Here is a 14,710-nt window from a genome sequence, read left to right on the forward strand (position 1 = left end):
TGCTGTCGGCGCCGGGTACTCGGGTTTCGGGCCCCGGTGTCCGGGATGGAACTATTAGACCTGGAACTATAGGCGCAGGAAACAGCACACAGTCAGGGAGCACGTGAGCGAACTGCGGTTGATGGCGGTGCACGCCCACCCGGACGACGAGTCCAGTAAGGGCGCTGCCACCCTTGCCCGCTACGCGGATGAGGGTTGCCGCGTACTGGTGGTGACCCTGACCGGGGGCGAACGTGGCGAAATCCTCAACCCGGCGATGGACTTGCCGGAAGTGCACGGTCGCATCGCAGATATCCGCCGCGACGAAATGGCCAAGGCGGCCGAAATCCTCGGAGTTGAACACACTTGGCTGGGCTTCGTCGATTCCGGATTGCCGCAAGGGGATCCGGCGCCAGCCCTGCCGGATGGCTGTTTCGCGCTGACGCCGCTGGACGCGCCGACCGAGGCGCTGGTTCGGGTGATGCGCGAATTCCGGCCGCATGTGGTGACGACCTACGACGAGAACGGGGGCTACCCCCACCCCGATCACATTCGCTGCCACCAGGTTTCGGTGGCCGCATACGAGGCCGCCGGTGACTATCAGCGGTTCCCGGATGCGGGCCCGGTGTGGGCGGTATCCAAGCTGTATTACAACCACGGGTTCCTGCGCCAGCGCATGCAGATGCTGCAGGACGAGTTCGCCAAGCGCGGGCAGACCGGTCCGTTCGAGAAATGGCTCAAGCATTGGGATCCCGCCCACGACGTGTTCGCCGGGCGGGTGACGACCCGCATCGAGTGCTCGGCGTATTTCAGTCAGCGTGACGACGCGCTGCGCGCGCATGCCACCCAGATCGATCCCAAGGGAGATTTCTTCGCCGCCCCGATCGAATGGCAGCAACGGCTCTGGCCGACCGAGGAATTCGAGCTGGCGCGATCACGTGTTCCGGTGCGGCTGCCCGAGAACGACCTGTTCGACGGAATCGAGGCCCACCAGTGATGCACCTTCAGCTGGCGGCGTTGGCATTGCTGGCCGACGACGCGCCGCACAACAGCGGACCGGACTTCGGCAAGGCCAGCCCCTTCGGCCTACTGGTGGTGGTGCTGCTGTTGATCAGCGTGCTGCTACTGGTCCGCTCGATGAACCGGCACCTCAAGAAACTGCCGGAGTCCTTCGACCCGCAGCATCCCGAACCGGATCAGGCCGCCGACGACGGGACGATCCAGCAGCATGAGGACCAAGCACCGCATGAGCCCGGCGGGTAACCAACTCGGCGGGGCCGCCAGCCCCTACCTTCGCCAGCACGCCGACAACCCGGTGCACTGGCAGCAATGGTCGCCGGACGCGCTGGCCGAGGCCGCACGACGCGATGTGCCGATCCTGCTCTCGATCGGCTACGCCGCATGCCATTGGTGTCACGTGATGGCCCACGAATCGTTCGATGACGACGTGGTGGCCGCGGCGATGAACGCTCGCTTCGTGTGCGTCAAAGTGGACCGCGAGGAGCGGCCCGACATCGACGCCGTGTACATGAATGCCACCGTCGCGCTTACCGGGCAGGGCGGCTGGCCCATGACGTGTTTTCTGACGCCGGACGGACGGCCGTTTTACTGCGGCACCTACTATCCCAAAGATGCTTTCCTGCAGCTTCTTTCGGCCATAACCAGTACCTGGCGGGACCGTCGCGACGAGGTCGAGCAGAGCTCCGATCACATCGCGAGCGAACTGCGGTCAATGGCATCAGGTTTGCCCGGCGGCCCGGATGCGGAGCCGTTCCTCTGCGATCAGGCCGTAGCCGCGGTGCTGCGCGACGAGGACACCGTCCACGGCGGTTTCGGTGGCGCACCAAAATTCCCACCGTCGATGCTGCTGGAGGCGCTGCTGCGGCACTGGGAGCGTACCGGATCGGAGCAGGCACTGGCTGCTGTGCGCCGCACCGGTAGCGCGATGGCGCGCGGCGGAATGTACGACCAACTGGCCGGCGGGTTCGCCCGCTACAGCGTTGACAATGCCTGGGTGGTACCGCATTTCGAGAAGATGCTGTACGACAACGCGCTGCTGTTGCGGGCGTACGCGCACTCGGCCAGGCGAACCGGCGACCCGTTGGCGGGCCGGGTCACCGACGAAACCGCGCGGTTCTTGCTCGACGAGTTGCGCGAGGCCGACATGTTCACCTCGTCGCTGGACGCCGACGCCGACGGCCGGGAGGGCTCGACCTACGTCTGGACGCCGGCACAGCTCACCGAGATCCTCGGGGACGACGACGGGCATTGGGTCGCTTCGGTTTTCGGCGTCACCGAGGCCGGTACATTCGAGGCCGGTGCATCGGTGCTGCAACGGCCCGGCGATCCGGACGACGCTGCCCGGTTCGACCGGATCCGGGCCGCGCTGCTGGCCGCCCGGCTGACCCGACCTCAACCGGCGCGTGACGACAAGGTCGTCACCGCCTGGAACGGGCTGGCCATCACGGCGCTGGCAGAGGCCAGTGTCGCGTTGGCCGCACCGGAGTTGGCCGACGCCGCCACCGCATGCGCGCGGGCCCTGGTAGGTCTGCACCTGGTGGATGGCCGATTGCGACGGGCCAGCCTGGGCGGGCGGGTCGGTGAAAGCGCCGCGATCCTGGAAGATCACGCGATGCTGGCCACCGGCCTGCTCGCGCTGTATCAGCTGACCACCGAAGCCGACTGGCTGACCACCGCGACCGACCTGCTGGATATTGCGTTGGCGCACTTCGCCGATCACGACAATCCGGGCCGCTGGTTCGACAGCGCCGACGATGGTGAGCGGCTGTTGCTGCGGCCCGCCGACCCCTACGACGGCGCGACGCCGTCGGGCGCATCCGCGATCGCCGAAGCGTTGCTGACCGCGGCGCATCTGACCGGTGCAGGGCGAGCGGACCGATACCGGCAGGCGGCTGCCGACACGCTGCAGTCGCACACTGTGCTGCTGGCCCGCGTGCCGCGCTCGGCCGCTCACTGGCTGGCCGTCGCGGAATCCGTTGTGCGCGGGCCGTTGCAGATCGCGGTGGCCTGCGGGCCGGATTCGCCGCTGCTGGCCGATGCCCGCCGGCTCGCGCCCGGCGGGGCGATCGTCGTCGGCGGCGCGGCCGATTCCTCGGAGTTGTTGGCCGGCCGCGGCCGGGTTGGCGATGCCGACGCGGCCTACGTGTGCCGCGGCCGGCTGTGCGATCTGCCGGTCACCTCCGCCGCGGACTTGGCGGCCGCTCTCGCCCGGTGACGATGCGGGCCGTGAATCGGCGGGTAGCCTGCCTCCCATGCCGAGTGCTCAACACATCACCGAGACCGTCAACCGCTACATCAGTCTGGTCGCCAAGGGCACCGCGGACGATCTGGTCGAGTTGTACGCCGAAGACGCCACCGTCGAGGACCCGGTCGGCGGAGAGGTGCACATCGGCCGCCAGGCGATCCACGGCTTCTACTCCGCGATGGAAAGCGTGCAGCGGGACTGCGAGCTGGTGACGCTGCGGGTGGCCGGAAACGAGGCGGCTTTCCACTTCAAGTTGACGGTCAGCGCCGGGGACAGCCGGATGCTCATCGAGCCGATCGATGTGATGGTGTTCGGCGACGACGGCAAGATCACTGCGATGAAGGCCTACTGGTCGCCGGACAGCGTCACGCAGTTATAGCGCCCGCACGTCAGAAGACGGCGAACCAAATCGCGATGTAATGGCAGATCGCGGCGACCGCGGTGCAGGCGTGGAAGAACTCGTGATAGCCGAACGTGCCCGGCCACGGGTCGGGCCAGCGCAGCGCGTACAGGACTCCGCCGACGCTGTAGAGGACGCCGCCCGCGGCCAGCAGCACCATCGCGGCCACCCCCGCCTGGTGCAGGATCATCGCGATGTAGAACGCCGACACCCAACCCAGGACCAGATACAGCGGAACACCGACCCAGCGTGGCGCGCTGGGCCAGCACATCTTGAGCAACACCCCGGCCAGTGCGCCGCCCCAGACGATCCACAGCACCAGCACCCCCGCGTGATGCGGCATTGCCAGCAACGCGAACGGTGTATAGGTGCCCGCGATCAGCACGAAGATCATCGAGTGGTCGAGCCGTCTCATCCACTTGCGGGCGGACGCCGTTTTCCAGGTCACCCTGTGGTAGATGGCGCTGACGGTGAACATCCCCACCACCGAGCCGGTGTAGATGAACGTCGCCAGACCTGCCGTGAGTCCGGCCAACGGCCAGGACACCGAGATCAGCGATGCGCCGGCGATGACGGCGACGACCGCCGACACCAGGTGAATCCAGCCCCGCGCCCGAGGCTTGACCAGTGCCTGGGCGGTGTCCTTGACGCCCTCGACGATCTGCCCGGCAACGTCCGCGACGGCGTCGGACGCCCCGGTTGCGCCGCCCTTCGTGGCCACGTCGGTGTCGCGACTCAATGCCACTCCTTAACGTCGGCCTGCCTTTGCGGCAGGGATGCCGATGGGCCGTATCGCCCACAGTAATCTGGATCGCTGTGGAGATCATTCCGCCGCGTGTCAAGGAACCGTTGTATCGGCTCTACGAGTTGCGGCTGCGGCAAGGCCTGGCCGCATCGAAATCCGCGCTGCCGCGCCACATCGCGGTGCTGTGTGACGGCAACCGGCGCTGGGCACGCGATGCCGGCTACGAAGACGTCAGCTACGGCTACCGGATGGGCGCCGCCAAGATCGCCGAGATGTTGCGCTGGTGCCAGGACGCCGGCATCGAAATGGCCACTGTCTATTTGCTTTCCACCGAAAACCTGCGCCGCGATCCCGCCGAGCTGGCCGCGCTCATCGAGATCATCACAGATGTCGTCGAGGAGATTTGTGCGCCGGCCAACGGCTGGACGGTGCGCACGGTCGGGGACTTGGAGCTGATCGGCGAGGAACCCGCGCGGCGACTGCGTGATGCGGTGGAGGGCACCGCAGCGACCGGCAACGGCGGCTTCCACGTCAACGTCGCGGTCGGCTACGGCGGCCGCCAGGAAATCGCCGACGCCGTGCGCGCACTGCTGGGCAAGGCACTTGCTGACGGCGCCAGCGGCGAGGAGCTCGTCGATGCCGTCACCGTCGACGCGATCTCGGAGAACCTGTATACCTCCGGGCAACCCGACCCCGATCTGGTGATCCGGACCTCAGGGGAGCAGCGGCTGTCCGGTTTCCTGCTCTGGCAAAGCGCCTATTCGGAGATGTGGTTCACCGAAGCGCACTGGCCCGCATTCCGCCGGGTCGACTTCTTGCGCGCATTGCGCGATTACAGCTTGCGCCACCGCCGCTACGGCGCTTGACGACGATCGCAAGCGCGGCGCAGCCGGGTGCGGCGGGTCGCCGCCGACTACCCCGTGGCGTGCCACACTGAAAGCATGGCTGCGCTTTCGGCGTTGGTGTTCTCGCTGAGCTGGTGGCTGGGGCTGTATCTGGTGGCCCGTAACCCGCGCAAGCCGGTGCTGGCTTTCTCGGCGGTCGGCCTGTGCAGTTTCGCGATGGCGGTCGCGCTGGACGCGGTGCGGCTCGTCACGCACTCCGCCCTGCTCGGCCACATCGAGATCTATCTGGTCGCTGTGCCCGGCGTGGCCTGGTTCGCGGTGCTTCTCGAGCTGGCCCGGCCGACCGACGGCGAGCGGGCACGCACCGGCGAGCTGTTGCTGGTCGGTATTGTCGCCGCGCTGACACTCGTCGGTGCGACGCTGGCCGGCAGTGTCAACGGCCCGTTGCGGCTCGGCCATGTGGTGATGTGCGCGGTGATCTCGGTGTCCACGTTGGGCGCGATGGTCGCCGCACTGCGGAGCCGGGCGCAGAAGATCCCGCTGGTCGGACTCATCATCACGGCGACGCTGTTCTTCGCGCTGGCCAACGCGATCCTGATCATTCCGCTGGGCGTGGTACCCAGCTGGCTGGCCCTGGCGTCGACGAGTTGCGACGTGCTGGGGCTGGGGGTGGCGGTGGCGCTGTGGGACGCGTTCGATGAAGGCCAGGCGTTGCGGGCCGACATGATGCGCTCGTTCACTGGCACCGGCACAGTCGTGGCGCTGCTCGGCGGTCAGCTGCTGATCGCCATCGAGTTGACCCGGCGGCAGAGCGTCGCGCAGATTGCGTTGACGGTGCTGCTGTTCACCAGCCTGGGGATCGCCGCCTCGGTGCAGGTGCTGGCCGATCCGCTGGCCGCCGCGCTGGACCGGCTGGTGTTTTCCCGAGCGCCGTTGCTGCGGGCGCATCGGGAGACGTTGCGGCGCACGCAATCCGCGCTGCCGCTGCGGCTGGCCGATCCGCTTGGCGGCTTCGACGACGACACATTCGCCCGGCTGACCCGCCGTGCGCTCGGCCATTACGGCGACCTGTCCAAGCTGGTCGCCAACCCGCTGACCGCACTGCCCTGCATCGACGAGCGACTGGCCGCCCGGGGCGTCCCGGATCAGCCGCTGGAGCGTGCCATCGAGCTCAAGGCTTTGCTGGCGGATCGGATTGCAGCGCTCAAACCGCGCGACGGCGGTGACTTCGGCACCACCGAGCAATGGCGGCACTACAACTCGCTGTACTTCCCGTACGTCGTGGGGGTGCGCGCCTACGCGCAGAACGCCACCGCCGCCGGTCTGGACCCGACCGCGCGGCAGGCGTGGCAATGGTTCGTCACCGAGGTGCCGCAGCGGTCGCTGCACAACTGGCAGAATGCCGCGGCCAAGCTGATTGCCGCCGATCTTCGCGGCCGGGTCACCGTCTCCAGCTAGGACGCGACGGGTCTTCACCGTGCGCTCAGGGCGATGGCCACCGGCGTGTCACCGCCCTGGATGCACGGTGGGCGCCCTAGATGCACGCTGAACAGGCAACGGCCTGGGCGGTCCGCCTCAGCCGATTAGCCCGGCTAGCCAAGGAATACGTGGCCTAGATCACCTGGTTGACCTGCGCATGGCACTGCTTGGCAGTGTCAAGCGTCGATCTGGCAGTCCCGGAACGGCACGCTCAGAAGTGTTCGATCCGATATCGCAAGGAGTTCCGACATGACCGCTGTTGCTCCACTGGCCACTCGCCCCTTCGCCGACTCGACTGACTCCCTGTTGCGGTTTGCCATGCGGCTGGACGCAACGCTGAGCGGCCTTGTCGGCCTGTTCATAGCCGCGGCGGCGGACCCGCTCTCGTCGCTGACCGGGCTGAGCTCCATCGCGGAGTACGGCCTGGGCGCATTCCTGGTTCTCTGCGGTGCGCTCATGTTCGGCCTCGCCGCGGCACCAGACCTGCGCCGCGCCGGGATCGGCGTCATTGTCGGCAACATCGTCCTGACGGTGGCCGCGGTCGCGGTGGTCGCCGCGGACGTACTGCCGCTGACCGAAACCGGCATCGCCGCGACACTGGCCACCGGCGGCTACACCGCGCTGATCGGCTACCTGCAATACCTCGGAGTGCGCCGCCTGCCGGCGTGACTCCCGTCCCGCCGGTGCGGGGCGTCGCCGTCAGAGGTTGCGGTGCGCGTCCCCGCATCGGCTTGAGTTAAAGGATTATCCTGCAGCGAATTTGATGATGCGGGCGTTCATCGTGTCGGCGACGTAGACACTGCCGCCCGCGTCGACCGCCACGCCCTCCGGCCAGGACAGACCGACCAACGGCAGCTCGGTCTGCTGGGTTGAGCCGACCCCGAGCTTGAGCACCCGGCGATGGCCCGCATCGGTGATATAGACGTCGCCGTTGGTGGCTACCGCGACGCTGTTCGGATCCTTGAGACCGGTGAACGGAAGATCGGTCTGCTCAGCGGACATCAGCTTGGCGGACGTCCCTGGCGGCGGCATGCTGACGTTGAGGAGCATCAGGGCCGCGGCGACGAGTCCGACTCTCACAGCTTGCGCAGCCGTAGCCGGTTGATCGAATGATCGGCGTCTTTGCGCAGCACCAGGGTGGCGCGCGGCCGGGTCGGCAGGATGTTCTCGATCAGGTTGGGCCGGTTGATCGACCGCCAGATGTCGCGGGCCGCGATGTCGGCCTGCTGGTCGGTCAGCCCCGCGTAGTGGTGGAAGTGCGACGCCGGGTTGGCGAACGCCGTGGAGCGCATCGCCAGAAACCGCGAGATGTACCACTGCTCGATGTCCTCGATCCGGGCGTCCACATATAGCGAGAAGTCGAACAGATCCGACACCATCAGCGTGGGGCCGGTTTGCAGCACGTTGAGGCCTTCCAGGATCAGGATGTCTGGGTGGCGGACCACCTGCTTGGCGTCCGGAACCCGGTCGTAGTGCAGGTGCGAGTACACCGGCGCGCACACGTAGTCCGAACCCGACTTGACCGAGGTGACGAATCGCATTAACGCCCGCCGGTCGTAGCTTTCCGGAAAACCTTTGCGGTGCATCAGGTTTCGTCGATTCAGCTCGGCATTGGGGTAGAGAAAGCCATCGGTGGTGACCAGGTCGACCCGAGGGTGGTGATCCCAGCGGGCCAGCAGCGCCTGCAGCACGCGGGCCGTCGTCGACTTACCGACCGCCACGCTGCCGGCCACCCCGATGATGAACGGCACCGGCCGATCCGGGTTCTGCTGGGGCTCGCCGAGGAACTCGGCGGTGGCAGAGAACAGCCCTTGACGGGCGGCGACCTGCAGGTGCAACAACCGGGCCAGCGGCAGGTAGACCTCTTCGACTTCGCGCAGGTTGATCTGCTCGCCGAGGCCGCGCAAGCCGACGACCTCTTCTTCGGTCAGCGGCTGCGGCGTCGACATACGTAGGGCGCGCCATTGACGTCGATCGAACTCCACATAGGGGCTCGGCTCGCTTGGCCGCGGCATGGGTGTCAGTCTTGCAGCCCCAACCACAATGCGGACCGCTGGGGCGAACAGATAGCGTTGGCTGACGTGGAACCTGACGCGCTGGTCCGCGATCACCTGCTCCTCGGTTTGCGTTTCGACCGGATCGAGTCGGGCTACGTCGACTCCTTCACCGGCGATCCGGCGCTGCGCCAGGCGGTGTCGGCCGAGCCCGCGCCCGATCCGGCCGACCTGGTTCGACAAGCCCGGCGGCTGATTGCGGCGCTTCCAGATGTCCCGCACCGCAATGGATTTGATCAGCAGCGCGCCGACTACCTGGGCGCTCATCTGCGTGCGCTGGAATGTGCCGGGCGCAAGTTCGCCGGAGAAGACATCGGATTCGTCGACGAGGTGCACGATTACTTCGACGTGCACATCAGCAAGGGTGAGCCCGAGACATACCGGCAGGCGCACGCCCGCCTCGACGACGTGCTCGGCGGTGACGGCCCGCTGGCCGACCGGATGGCAGCGCACCGCACCGCCGAGGAGATCCCACCCGAGCGGCTGGGGGAATGCATCGAAGCGTTCTCCAGCACGCTGCGCGACCGGGTCCGCGCCGAGTATCCGCTGCCGGACGCCGAAACCGTCGACTACCAAGTGGTGACCGACAAGCCCTGGTCGGGATTCAACTACTACCTGGGTGACTACCGCTCAACGGTCGCCGTCAACGCCGACATCAAGCAACTGATGTCCAACCTGCCGCGGCTGGTGGCGCACGAGTCCTATCCCGGCCACCACACCGAGCACTGCCGCAAAGAGGCCGGGCTGGTCCGCCGGAAAGGCCAGGCCGAGCAGACCATCTTCCTGGTGAACACGCCGCAGTGCCTGATCGCCGAAGGTCTGGCCGACCTGGCGCTGTATGCGGCGATCGGCCCCGGCTGGGGGCGGTGGGCAGCCGAGATCTACGCCGATCTGGGACTGCGGTTCGACGGCGAACATGCCGAGGCGGTATCGGAGGCGTCGGCGGCGCTGGCCCGGGTGCGTCAGGACGCGGCGTTGATGTTGCACGACGAGCACCGCGACGCCGACGAGGTCGCGGAGTTCCTGCGCCGCTGGTTGCTGGTCGACGATGTCCGCGCGCGGCAGATGCTGCGGTTCTTGTCCTCGCCGCTGTGGCGCGCCTACACCAGCACGTATGTCGAGGGTTATCGGCTGCTTCGCGGCTGGCTGGACGATCGCCCCACCGAGGTGAGCGTGATCGAGCGGTTCGGCCGGCTGCTGGACGAACCACTTCTCCCGTCGGCGCTGCGGGACGAAGCCGCTCGATAGACTGACGGGCGTGACTGCCGCACCCGACGCTCGTACCGCCGCCTCCGTCATGTCCGCGCCACTGGCCGACGTCGACCCCGACATCGCCGAGCTGCTCGGCAAAGAGCTTGGCCGCCAGCGCGACACGCTGGAGATGATCGCCTCGGAGAACTTCGTGCCGCGGGCAGTACTGCAGGCCCAAGGCAGCGTGCTGACCAACAAGTACGCCGAGGGTCTGCCCGGTCGCCGCTACTACGGCGGTTGCGAGTACGTCGACGTGGTGGAGAACATCGCCCGCGACCGCGCCAAGGCGCTGTTCGGCGCGGACTTCGCCAACGTGCAGCCGCACTCGGGCGCCCAGGCCAACGCCGCGGTGCTGCACGCGCTGATGTCGCCGGGGGAGCGACTGCTGGGTCTCGACCTTGCCAACGGCGGTCACCTGACGCACGGCATGAAGCTGAATTTCTCCGGCAAGCTCTACGAAAACGCCTTCTACGGCGTCGATGCCACCACGCACCTGATCGACATGGACGCGCTGCGCGCCCAGGCGCTCGAGTTCCGCCCGAAGGTGATTGTCGCGGGCTGGTCGGCTTACCCGCGAGTTCTAGACTTCGCGGCGTTCAAGTCGATCGCCGACGAGCACGACGCCAAGCTGTGGGTGGACATGGCGCACTTCGCGGGTCTGGTCGCGGTCGGTCTGCACCCATCGCCGGTACCGCACGCCGACATCGTGTCGACCACCGTGCACAAGACGTTGGGTGGCCCGCGGTCCGGCCTGATCATCGGCAAGCAGGAGTACGCCAAGTCGATCAACTCCGCGGTCTTCCCTGGCCAGCAGGGCGGGCCGCTGATGCACGTCATCGCCGCCAAGGCGGTGGCGCTGAAAATCGCGGGCACCCCGGAATTCGCCGACCGTCAGCAGCGCACGCTGTCCGGTGCCCGGATCATCGCCGATCGCCTGTTGGCCGCCGATGTCGCCAAGGCCGGGGTCTCGGTGGTCAGCCGGGGCACCGACGTCCACTTGGTGCTGGTCGACCTGCGCGACTCACCGCTGGACGGTCAGGCGGCCGAGGACCTGCTGCATGACGTCGGGATCACCGTCAACCGCAACGCCGTGCCCAACGATCCGCGGCCGCCGATGGTTACGTCGGGCCTGCGGATCGGCACCCCGGCGCTGGCCACCCGCGGCTTCGGGGACGCCGAATTCACCGAGGTCGCTGACATCATCGCCACCGCGCTGGCGGCCGGCAGTGCTTCGGATGTGTCGGCGTTGCGGGACCGCGTGACCCGTCTGGCCAGGGAATTCCCGCTGTATGACGGCCTGGAGGACTGGTCGCTGGTATAACGTCGCGCCAGATTTTACGAAACCTGTGTACGGGGGTTACAGTTACTTTCATGGCAGTCAAACCCGTTGCTAACGCGCTCATTCTCGAACTCGAGCCAGTCGTCGGCGAAAACATGGACCGCCACCTCGCGACCGAGCAACTCTGGTTCGCCCATGATTTCGTGCCGTTCGAACAGGGCCAGAACTTCGCCTTCCTCGGCGGACATGACTGGGATCCGTCGCAGGTGACGCTGCCCAAGGCCATCACTGACGCGTGCGAAATCCTGCTCATCACCAAAGACAACATCGCGGGCTACCACCGCGAGCTCGTCGAGCACTTCATCCTCGAAGACAATTGGGCCCATTGGATCGGCCGGTGGACCGCCGAAGAACATCTGCACGCCATCGCGCTGCGCGAGTACTTCGTCGTGACCCGTGAGGTCGACCCCACCGCCAACGAGCAGGTCCGCTTCGAGCACGTGTCGTCGAAGGGCTACCGAGCCGACCATTATTCACAGGTCGAGACGTTGACGTTCATGGCTCTTTTCGAGGGCGCCCACGCGGTGTACTGCAACAACCTGGCGGCCCAGATCGAGGAGCCGGTGCTGGCCGGCCTGATCACCCACATCGCGCGCGACGAGGAGCGGCACGAGGAGTTCTTCGCCAACCTCGTCGCGCACTGCCTCAGCTACACCCGCGACGAGACGATCGCCGCCATCGCCGCGCGCGCGGCTGAGATCGACGTCATCGGCGCCGACATCGACGCCTACGGCGACAAGGTGCGAAACGTCGCTGATGCAGGCATTTTCGGCGCCGACCAACTGCGCCAGGTGGTTTCCGACCGCATCACCGTGTGGGGAGTCGCCGACGAGCCCGCGCTGCAGCAGTTCGTCATCAGCTAGCCATGTCGGCGGGGCTTATCTGCGCCGCTCCTCGGCATCGCTGCGCTCTGCGTCATCGTCGGCGCGCCTGCACGGCGCACCTGCGCTGACCGGAGTAGCGTCGTTTTCGATGGCTAGCGACATGCTCTGCTATCCGGGCGGCGCCTCTCATCTCAACTTCGACAGGACCGCCGGCCCCGGTCCTGGCGCCGCGGCCCCCGCCGAATCGTCCGTGCGGGCCGCACGGGCATCCAGCCCGGTCAGGACGCCTCGCGCGCATGGGTGGCGGTGGGGCCACCACCCGCATGGCGCAGGCAACCGGGCGATGAGCTCGAGGAGCGCTCGTGACTGATTCTCCGGCGGTTTCACAGCACACCATCAGGACCTACGTTCTCGACACGTCGGTGTTGCTGTCCGATCCGTGGGCCTGCTCCCGCTTCGCCGAACACGAAGTGGTGGTTCCGCTGGTAGTGATCAGTGAGTTGGAAGCCAAGCGCCACCACCACGAACTGGGCTGGTTCGCCCGCCAGGCGTTGCGGTTGTTCGACGACCTCCGGCTCGAGCACGGGCGGCTGGATCTGCCCATTCCGGTTGGGACACAAGGCGGCACGCTGCACGTCGAACTCAACCACAGCGACCCGGACGTGCTGCCGCCCGGATTCCGTACCGACACCAACGACTCGCGCATCCTGTGCTGTGCCGCCAACCTCGCCGCCGAAGGCAAGCGAGTGACGTTGGTCAGCAAGGACATTCCGCTGCGCGTGAAAGCGGGCGCGGTGGGTTTGCCCGCCGACGAATACCACGCGCAAGATGTGGTGGTATCCGGCTGGACCGGCATGACGGAGATGGAAGCCAGCACTGACGACATCGACGCGTTGTTCGCCGACGGCGATGTCGACCTGGAAGCGGCGCGAGATCTGCCCTGCCACACCGGTATTCGACTACTGGCCGGCAGCTCGCATGCACTGGGCCGGGTGAATGCGCACAAGCGCGTCCAGCTGGTCCGCGGCGACCGCGAGGTTTTCGGGCTACGCGGCCGCTCCGCCGAACAGCGGGTGGCCCTGGATCTGCTGCTCGACGAGTCGGTCGGCATCGTGTCGCTGGGCGGCAAGGCCGGCACCGGCAAGTCGGCGCTGGCGCTGTGCGCCGGGCTGGAAGCCGTGCTGGAGCGGCGCACGCAGCGCAAGGTCGTAGTCTTCCGGCCGCTGTACGCGGTCGGCGGCCAAGAGCTTGGTTACCTACCGGGCAGCGAGAGCGAAAAGATGGGCCCGTGGGCGCAGGCGGTCTTCGACACCCTCGAAGGTCTGGCCAGCCCCGCGGTGCTCGAAGAGGTGCTCTCTCGCGGCATGCTCGAGGTGTTGCCACTGACCCACATCCGCGGTCGCTCGCTGCACGACTCGTTCGTCATCGTCGACGAGGCGCAGTCGCTGGAACGCAACGTGTTGCTGACCGTGCTGTCGCGGCTGGGCGCGGGCTCACGGGTGGTGTTGACCCACGATGTCGCCCAGCGTGACAACCTTCGGGTGGGCCGTCACGACGGGGTCGCGGCGGTGGTCGAGAAGCTCAAGGGACATCCGCTGTTCGCGCACATCACGCTGCTGCGCAGCGAGCGGTCGCCGATCGCGGCGCTGGTCACCGAGATGCTCGAGGAGATCAGCGGCGCACCGCTGTAATCAGGGCGCGGGTAAGGTTTGCCCGTGCCGAAACGACTGGACAACCAAGCCTGGCGGTACGGGCGCATGGTCGCCGGCGTAGCGGCAGGCGCCGTGATCGTCGCGATCGGTGCGTTTACCGGGCACGTCCGATTCGCCCACGCCAACGACGTCGTCGACTGCGCGCAAGTCAAGTGCGTCGCGTTGACCTTCGACGACGGCCCCACCCCCTACACCGACCGGCTGCTGAGCATCCTGACCGCGAACAAGGCCAAGGCGACGTTCTTCGAGATCGGCAACAAGGTTGCGGCCAACCCGGCGGGCGCCAAGCGGGTGGTCGATGCGGGCATGGAGTTGGGCAACCACACCTGGGAACACCCCAACATGACGACGCTGCCACCGGTCGACGTGCCCGCCCAGCTGACCCGGGCCAACGACGCGATTGCCGCGGCCACCGGCGTGACCCCGACGTTGTGGCGGCCACCGGGTGGGTTGACCAATGCCGCGGTCAACGAGCAGGCCCGGAAAGCCGGCCTGGCCGGAATCCTCTGGGACGTCATCCCTTACGACTGGATCAACGACTCCAACACCGCGGCCAGCCGGCCCCTGTTGATGACCCAGATCAAGCCCGGTTCGGTGGTGCTGATGCACGACACCTACTCCAGCACCGTCGACCTCGTCGAGCAGTTCATCCCGGTGCTCAAAGCCAACGACTACCACTTGGTGACGGTCAGCCAGCTTCTCGGGCAGCGCGCCGCGGGGAGCGTCTACGGCGGTCGAGACAACGGTCCACCGGCCAACGACCTGCACGACATCCCCGCGTCCGAGATTCCGGCGCTGCCGAACACCCCGTCGCCGC

Annotated in this window: 15 protein-coding genes; 12 read left to right on the top strand and 3 right to left on the bottom strand. The window is 67.3% G+C overall.

Annotated features, from left to right (window positions below; genetic code table 11):
- Positions 1-103: 103 nt before the first annotated feature.
- From mca to VGG53_RS12995, 4 genes are read left to right on the top strand one after another with little or no spacing between them, the layout of a single operon-like run.
- Positions 104-976 carry a mycothiol conjugate amidase Mca gene (gene mca / locus VGG53_RS12980; protein WP_331518463.1) on the top strand — a complete coding sequence of 291 codons (873 nt, stop codon included), beginning with the start codon at positions 104-106 and terminating at the stop codon, positions 974-976.
- On the top strand, positions 976-1,242 hold the full coding sequence (locus VGG53_RS12985; RefSeq protein WP_331518464.1) for a hypothetical protein: 267 nt from the start codon (positions 976-978) through the stop codon (positions 1,240-1,242). The genes mca and VGG53_RS12985 overlap by 1 nt, the downstream gene beginning before the upstream one ends.
- The gene (locus VGG53_RS12990; RefSeq protein WP_331518475.1) at positions 1,226-3,214 is read left to right on the top strand and encodes a thioredoxin domain-containing protein; all 1,989 of its coding nucleotides are present in this window, start codon (positions 1,226-1,228) and stop codon (positions 3,212-3,214) included. The genes VGG53_RS12985 and VGG53_RS12990 overlap by 17 nt, the downstream gene beginning before the upstream one ends.
- A 37-nt stretch (positions 3,215-3,251) precedes the next feature.
- Positions 3,252-3,623, top strand: a complete 372-nt coding sequence (locus VGG53_RS12995) for a nuclear transport factor 2 family protein (protein WP_331518465.1) — start codon at positions 3,252-3,254, stop codon at positions 3,621-3,623.
- 10 nt (positions 3,624-3,633) lie between these two features.
- On the opposite strand, the gene trhA is transcribed toward VGG53_RS12995, so the two are convergent.
- On the bottom strand, positions 3,634-4,383 hold the full coding sequence (gene trhA, locus VGG53_RS13000; RefSeq protein WP_414688961.1) for a PAQR family membrane homeostasis protein TrhA: 750 nt from the start codon (positions 4,381-4,383) through the stop codon (positions 3,634-3,636).
- 77 nt (positions 4,384-4,460) lie between these two features.
- On the opposite strand from trhA, the gene VGG53_RS13005 reads away from it, so the two are divergent.
- The 3 genes from VGG53_RS13005 to VGG53_RS13015 all read left to right on the top strand — a co-directional run bounded on the left by VGG53_RS13005 (position 4,461) and on the right by VGG53_RS13015 (position 7,382).
- Positions 4,461-5,255, top strand: a complete 795-nt coding sequence (locus VGG53_RS13005) for a (2Z,6E)-farnesyl diphosphate synthase (protein ID WP_331518466.1) — start codon at positions 4,461-4,463, stop codon at positions 5,253-5,255.
- A gap of 75 nt (positions 5,256-5,330) precedes the next feature.
- Positions 5,331-6,692 (top strand): hypothetical protein, encoded by a 1,362-nt coding sequence (locus VGG53_RS13010; RefSeq protein WP_331518467.1) that lies wholly within the window; start codon positions 5,331-5,333, stop codon positions 6,690-6,692.
- Between the two features lie 270 nt (positions 6,693-6,962).
- Positions 6,963-7,382: a hypothetical protein gene (locus VGG53_RS13015; RefSeq protein ID WP_331518468.1), complete on the top strand. Its 420-nt coding sequence runs from the start codon at positions 6,963-6,965 to the stop codon at positions 7,380-7,382.
- Positions 7,383-7,457: 75 nt separating this feature from the next.
- Here the strand turns inward: VGG53_RS13015 and VGG53_RS13020 are convergent, their stop codons facing one another.
- Both VGG53_RS13020 and coaA read right to left on the bottom strand, forming a co-directional pair.
- Positions 7,458-7,793, bottom strand: a complete 336-nt coding sequence (locus tag VGG53_RS13020; protein WP_331518469.1) for a hypothetical protein — start codon at positions 7,791-7,793, stop codon at positions 7,458-7,460.
- Positions 7,790-8,728, bottom strand: a complete 939-nt coding sequence (coaA, locus tag VGG53_RS13025; protein WP_331518470.1) for a type I pantothenate kinase — start codon at positions 8,726-8,728, stop codon at positions 7,790-7,792. Before coaA ends, VGG53_RS13020 begins: the two co-directional genes overlap by 4 nt.
- A gap of 66 nt (positions 8,729-8,794) precedes the next feature.
- Here coaA and VGG53_RS13030 point away from each other — a divergent pair, with 66 nt between their 5' ends.
- The 5 genes from VGG53_RS13030 to VGG53_RS13050 all read left to right on the top strand — a co-directional run.
- Entirely contained in the window at positions 8,795-10,015 is a 1,221-nt protein-coding gene (locus VGG53_RS13030) for a DUF885 domain-containing protein (RefSeq protein ID WP_331518471.1), read from the top strand.
- Positions 10,016-10,064: 49 nt separating this feature from the next.
- Positions 10,065-11,339: a serine hydroxymethyltransferase gene (gene glyA, locus VGG53_RS13035; RefSeq protein WP_331518477.1), complete on the top strand. Its 1,275-nt coding sequence runs from the start codon at positions 10,065-10,067 to the stop codon at positions 11,337-11,339.
- Between the two features lie 50 nt (positions 11,340-11,389).
- Positions 11,390-12,220 (top strand): acyl-ACP desaturase, encoded by an 831-nt coding sequence (locus VGG53_RS13040; RefSeq protein WP_331518472.1) that lies wholly within the window; start codon positions 11,390-11,392, stop codon positions 12,218-12,220.
- 356 nt (positions 12,221-12,576) lie between these two features.
- On the top strand, positions 12,577-13,872 hold the full coding sequence (locus tag VGG53_RS13045) for a PhoH family protein (RefSeq protein WP_331518478.1): 1,296 nt from the start codon (positions 12,577-12,579) through the stop codon (positions 13,870-13,872).
- A 24-nt stretch (positions 13,873-13,896) separates the two neighbouring features.
- Positions 13,897-14,710: polysaccharide deacetylase family protein (locus VGG53_RS13050; RefSeq protein ID WP_331518473.1), on the top strand; the 814-nt coding region annotated here is incomplete at its 3' end.

Source organism: Mycobacterium sp., assembly GCF_036490025.1.
Classification (GTDB): domain Bacteria; phylum Actinomycetota; class Actinomycetes; order Mycobacteriales; family Mycobacteriaceae; genus Mycobacterium.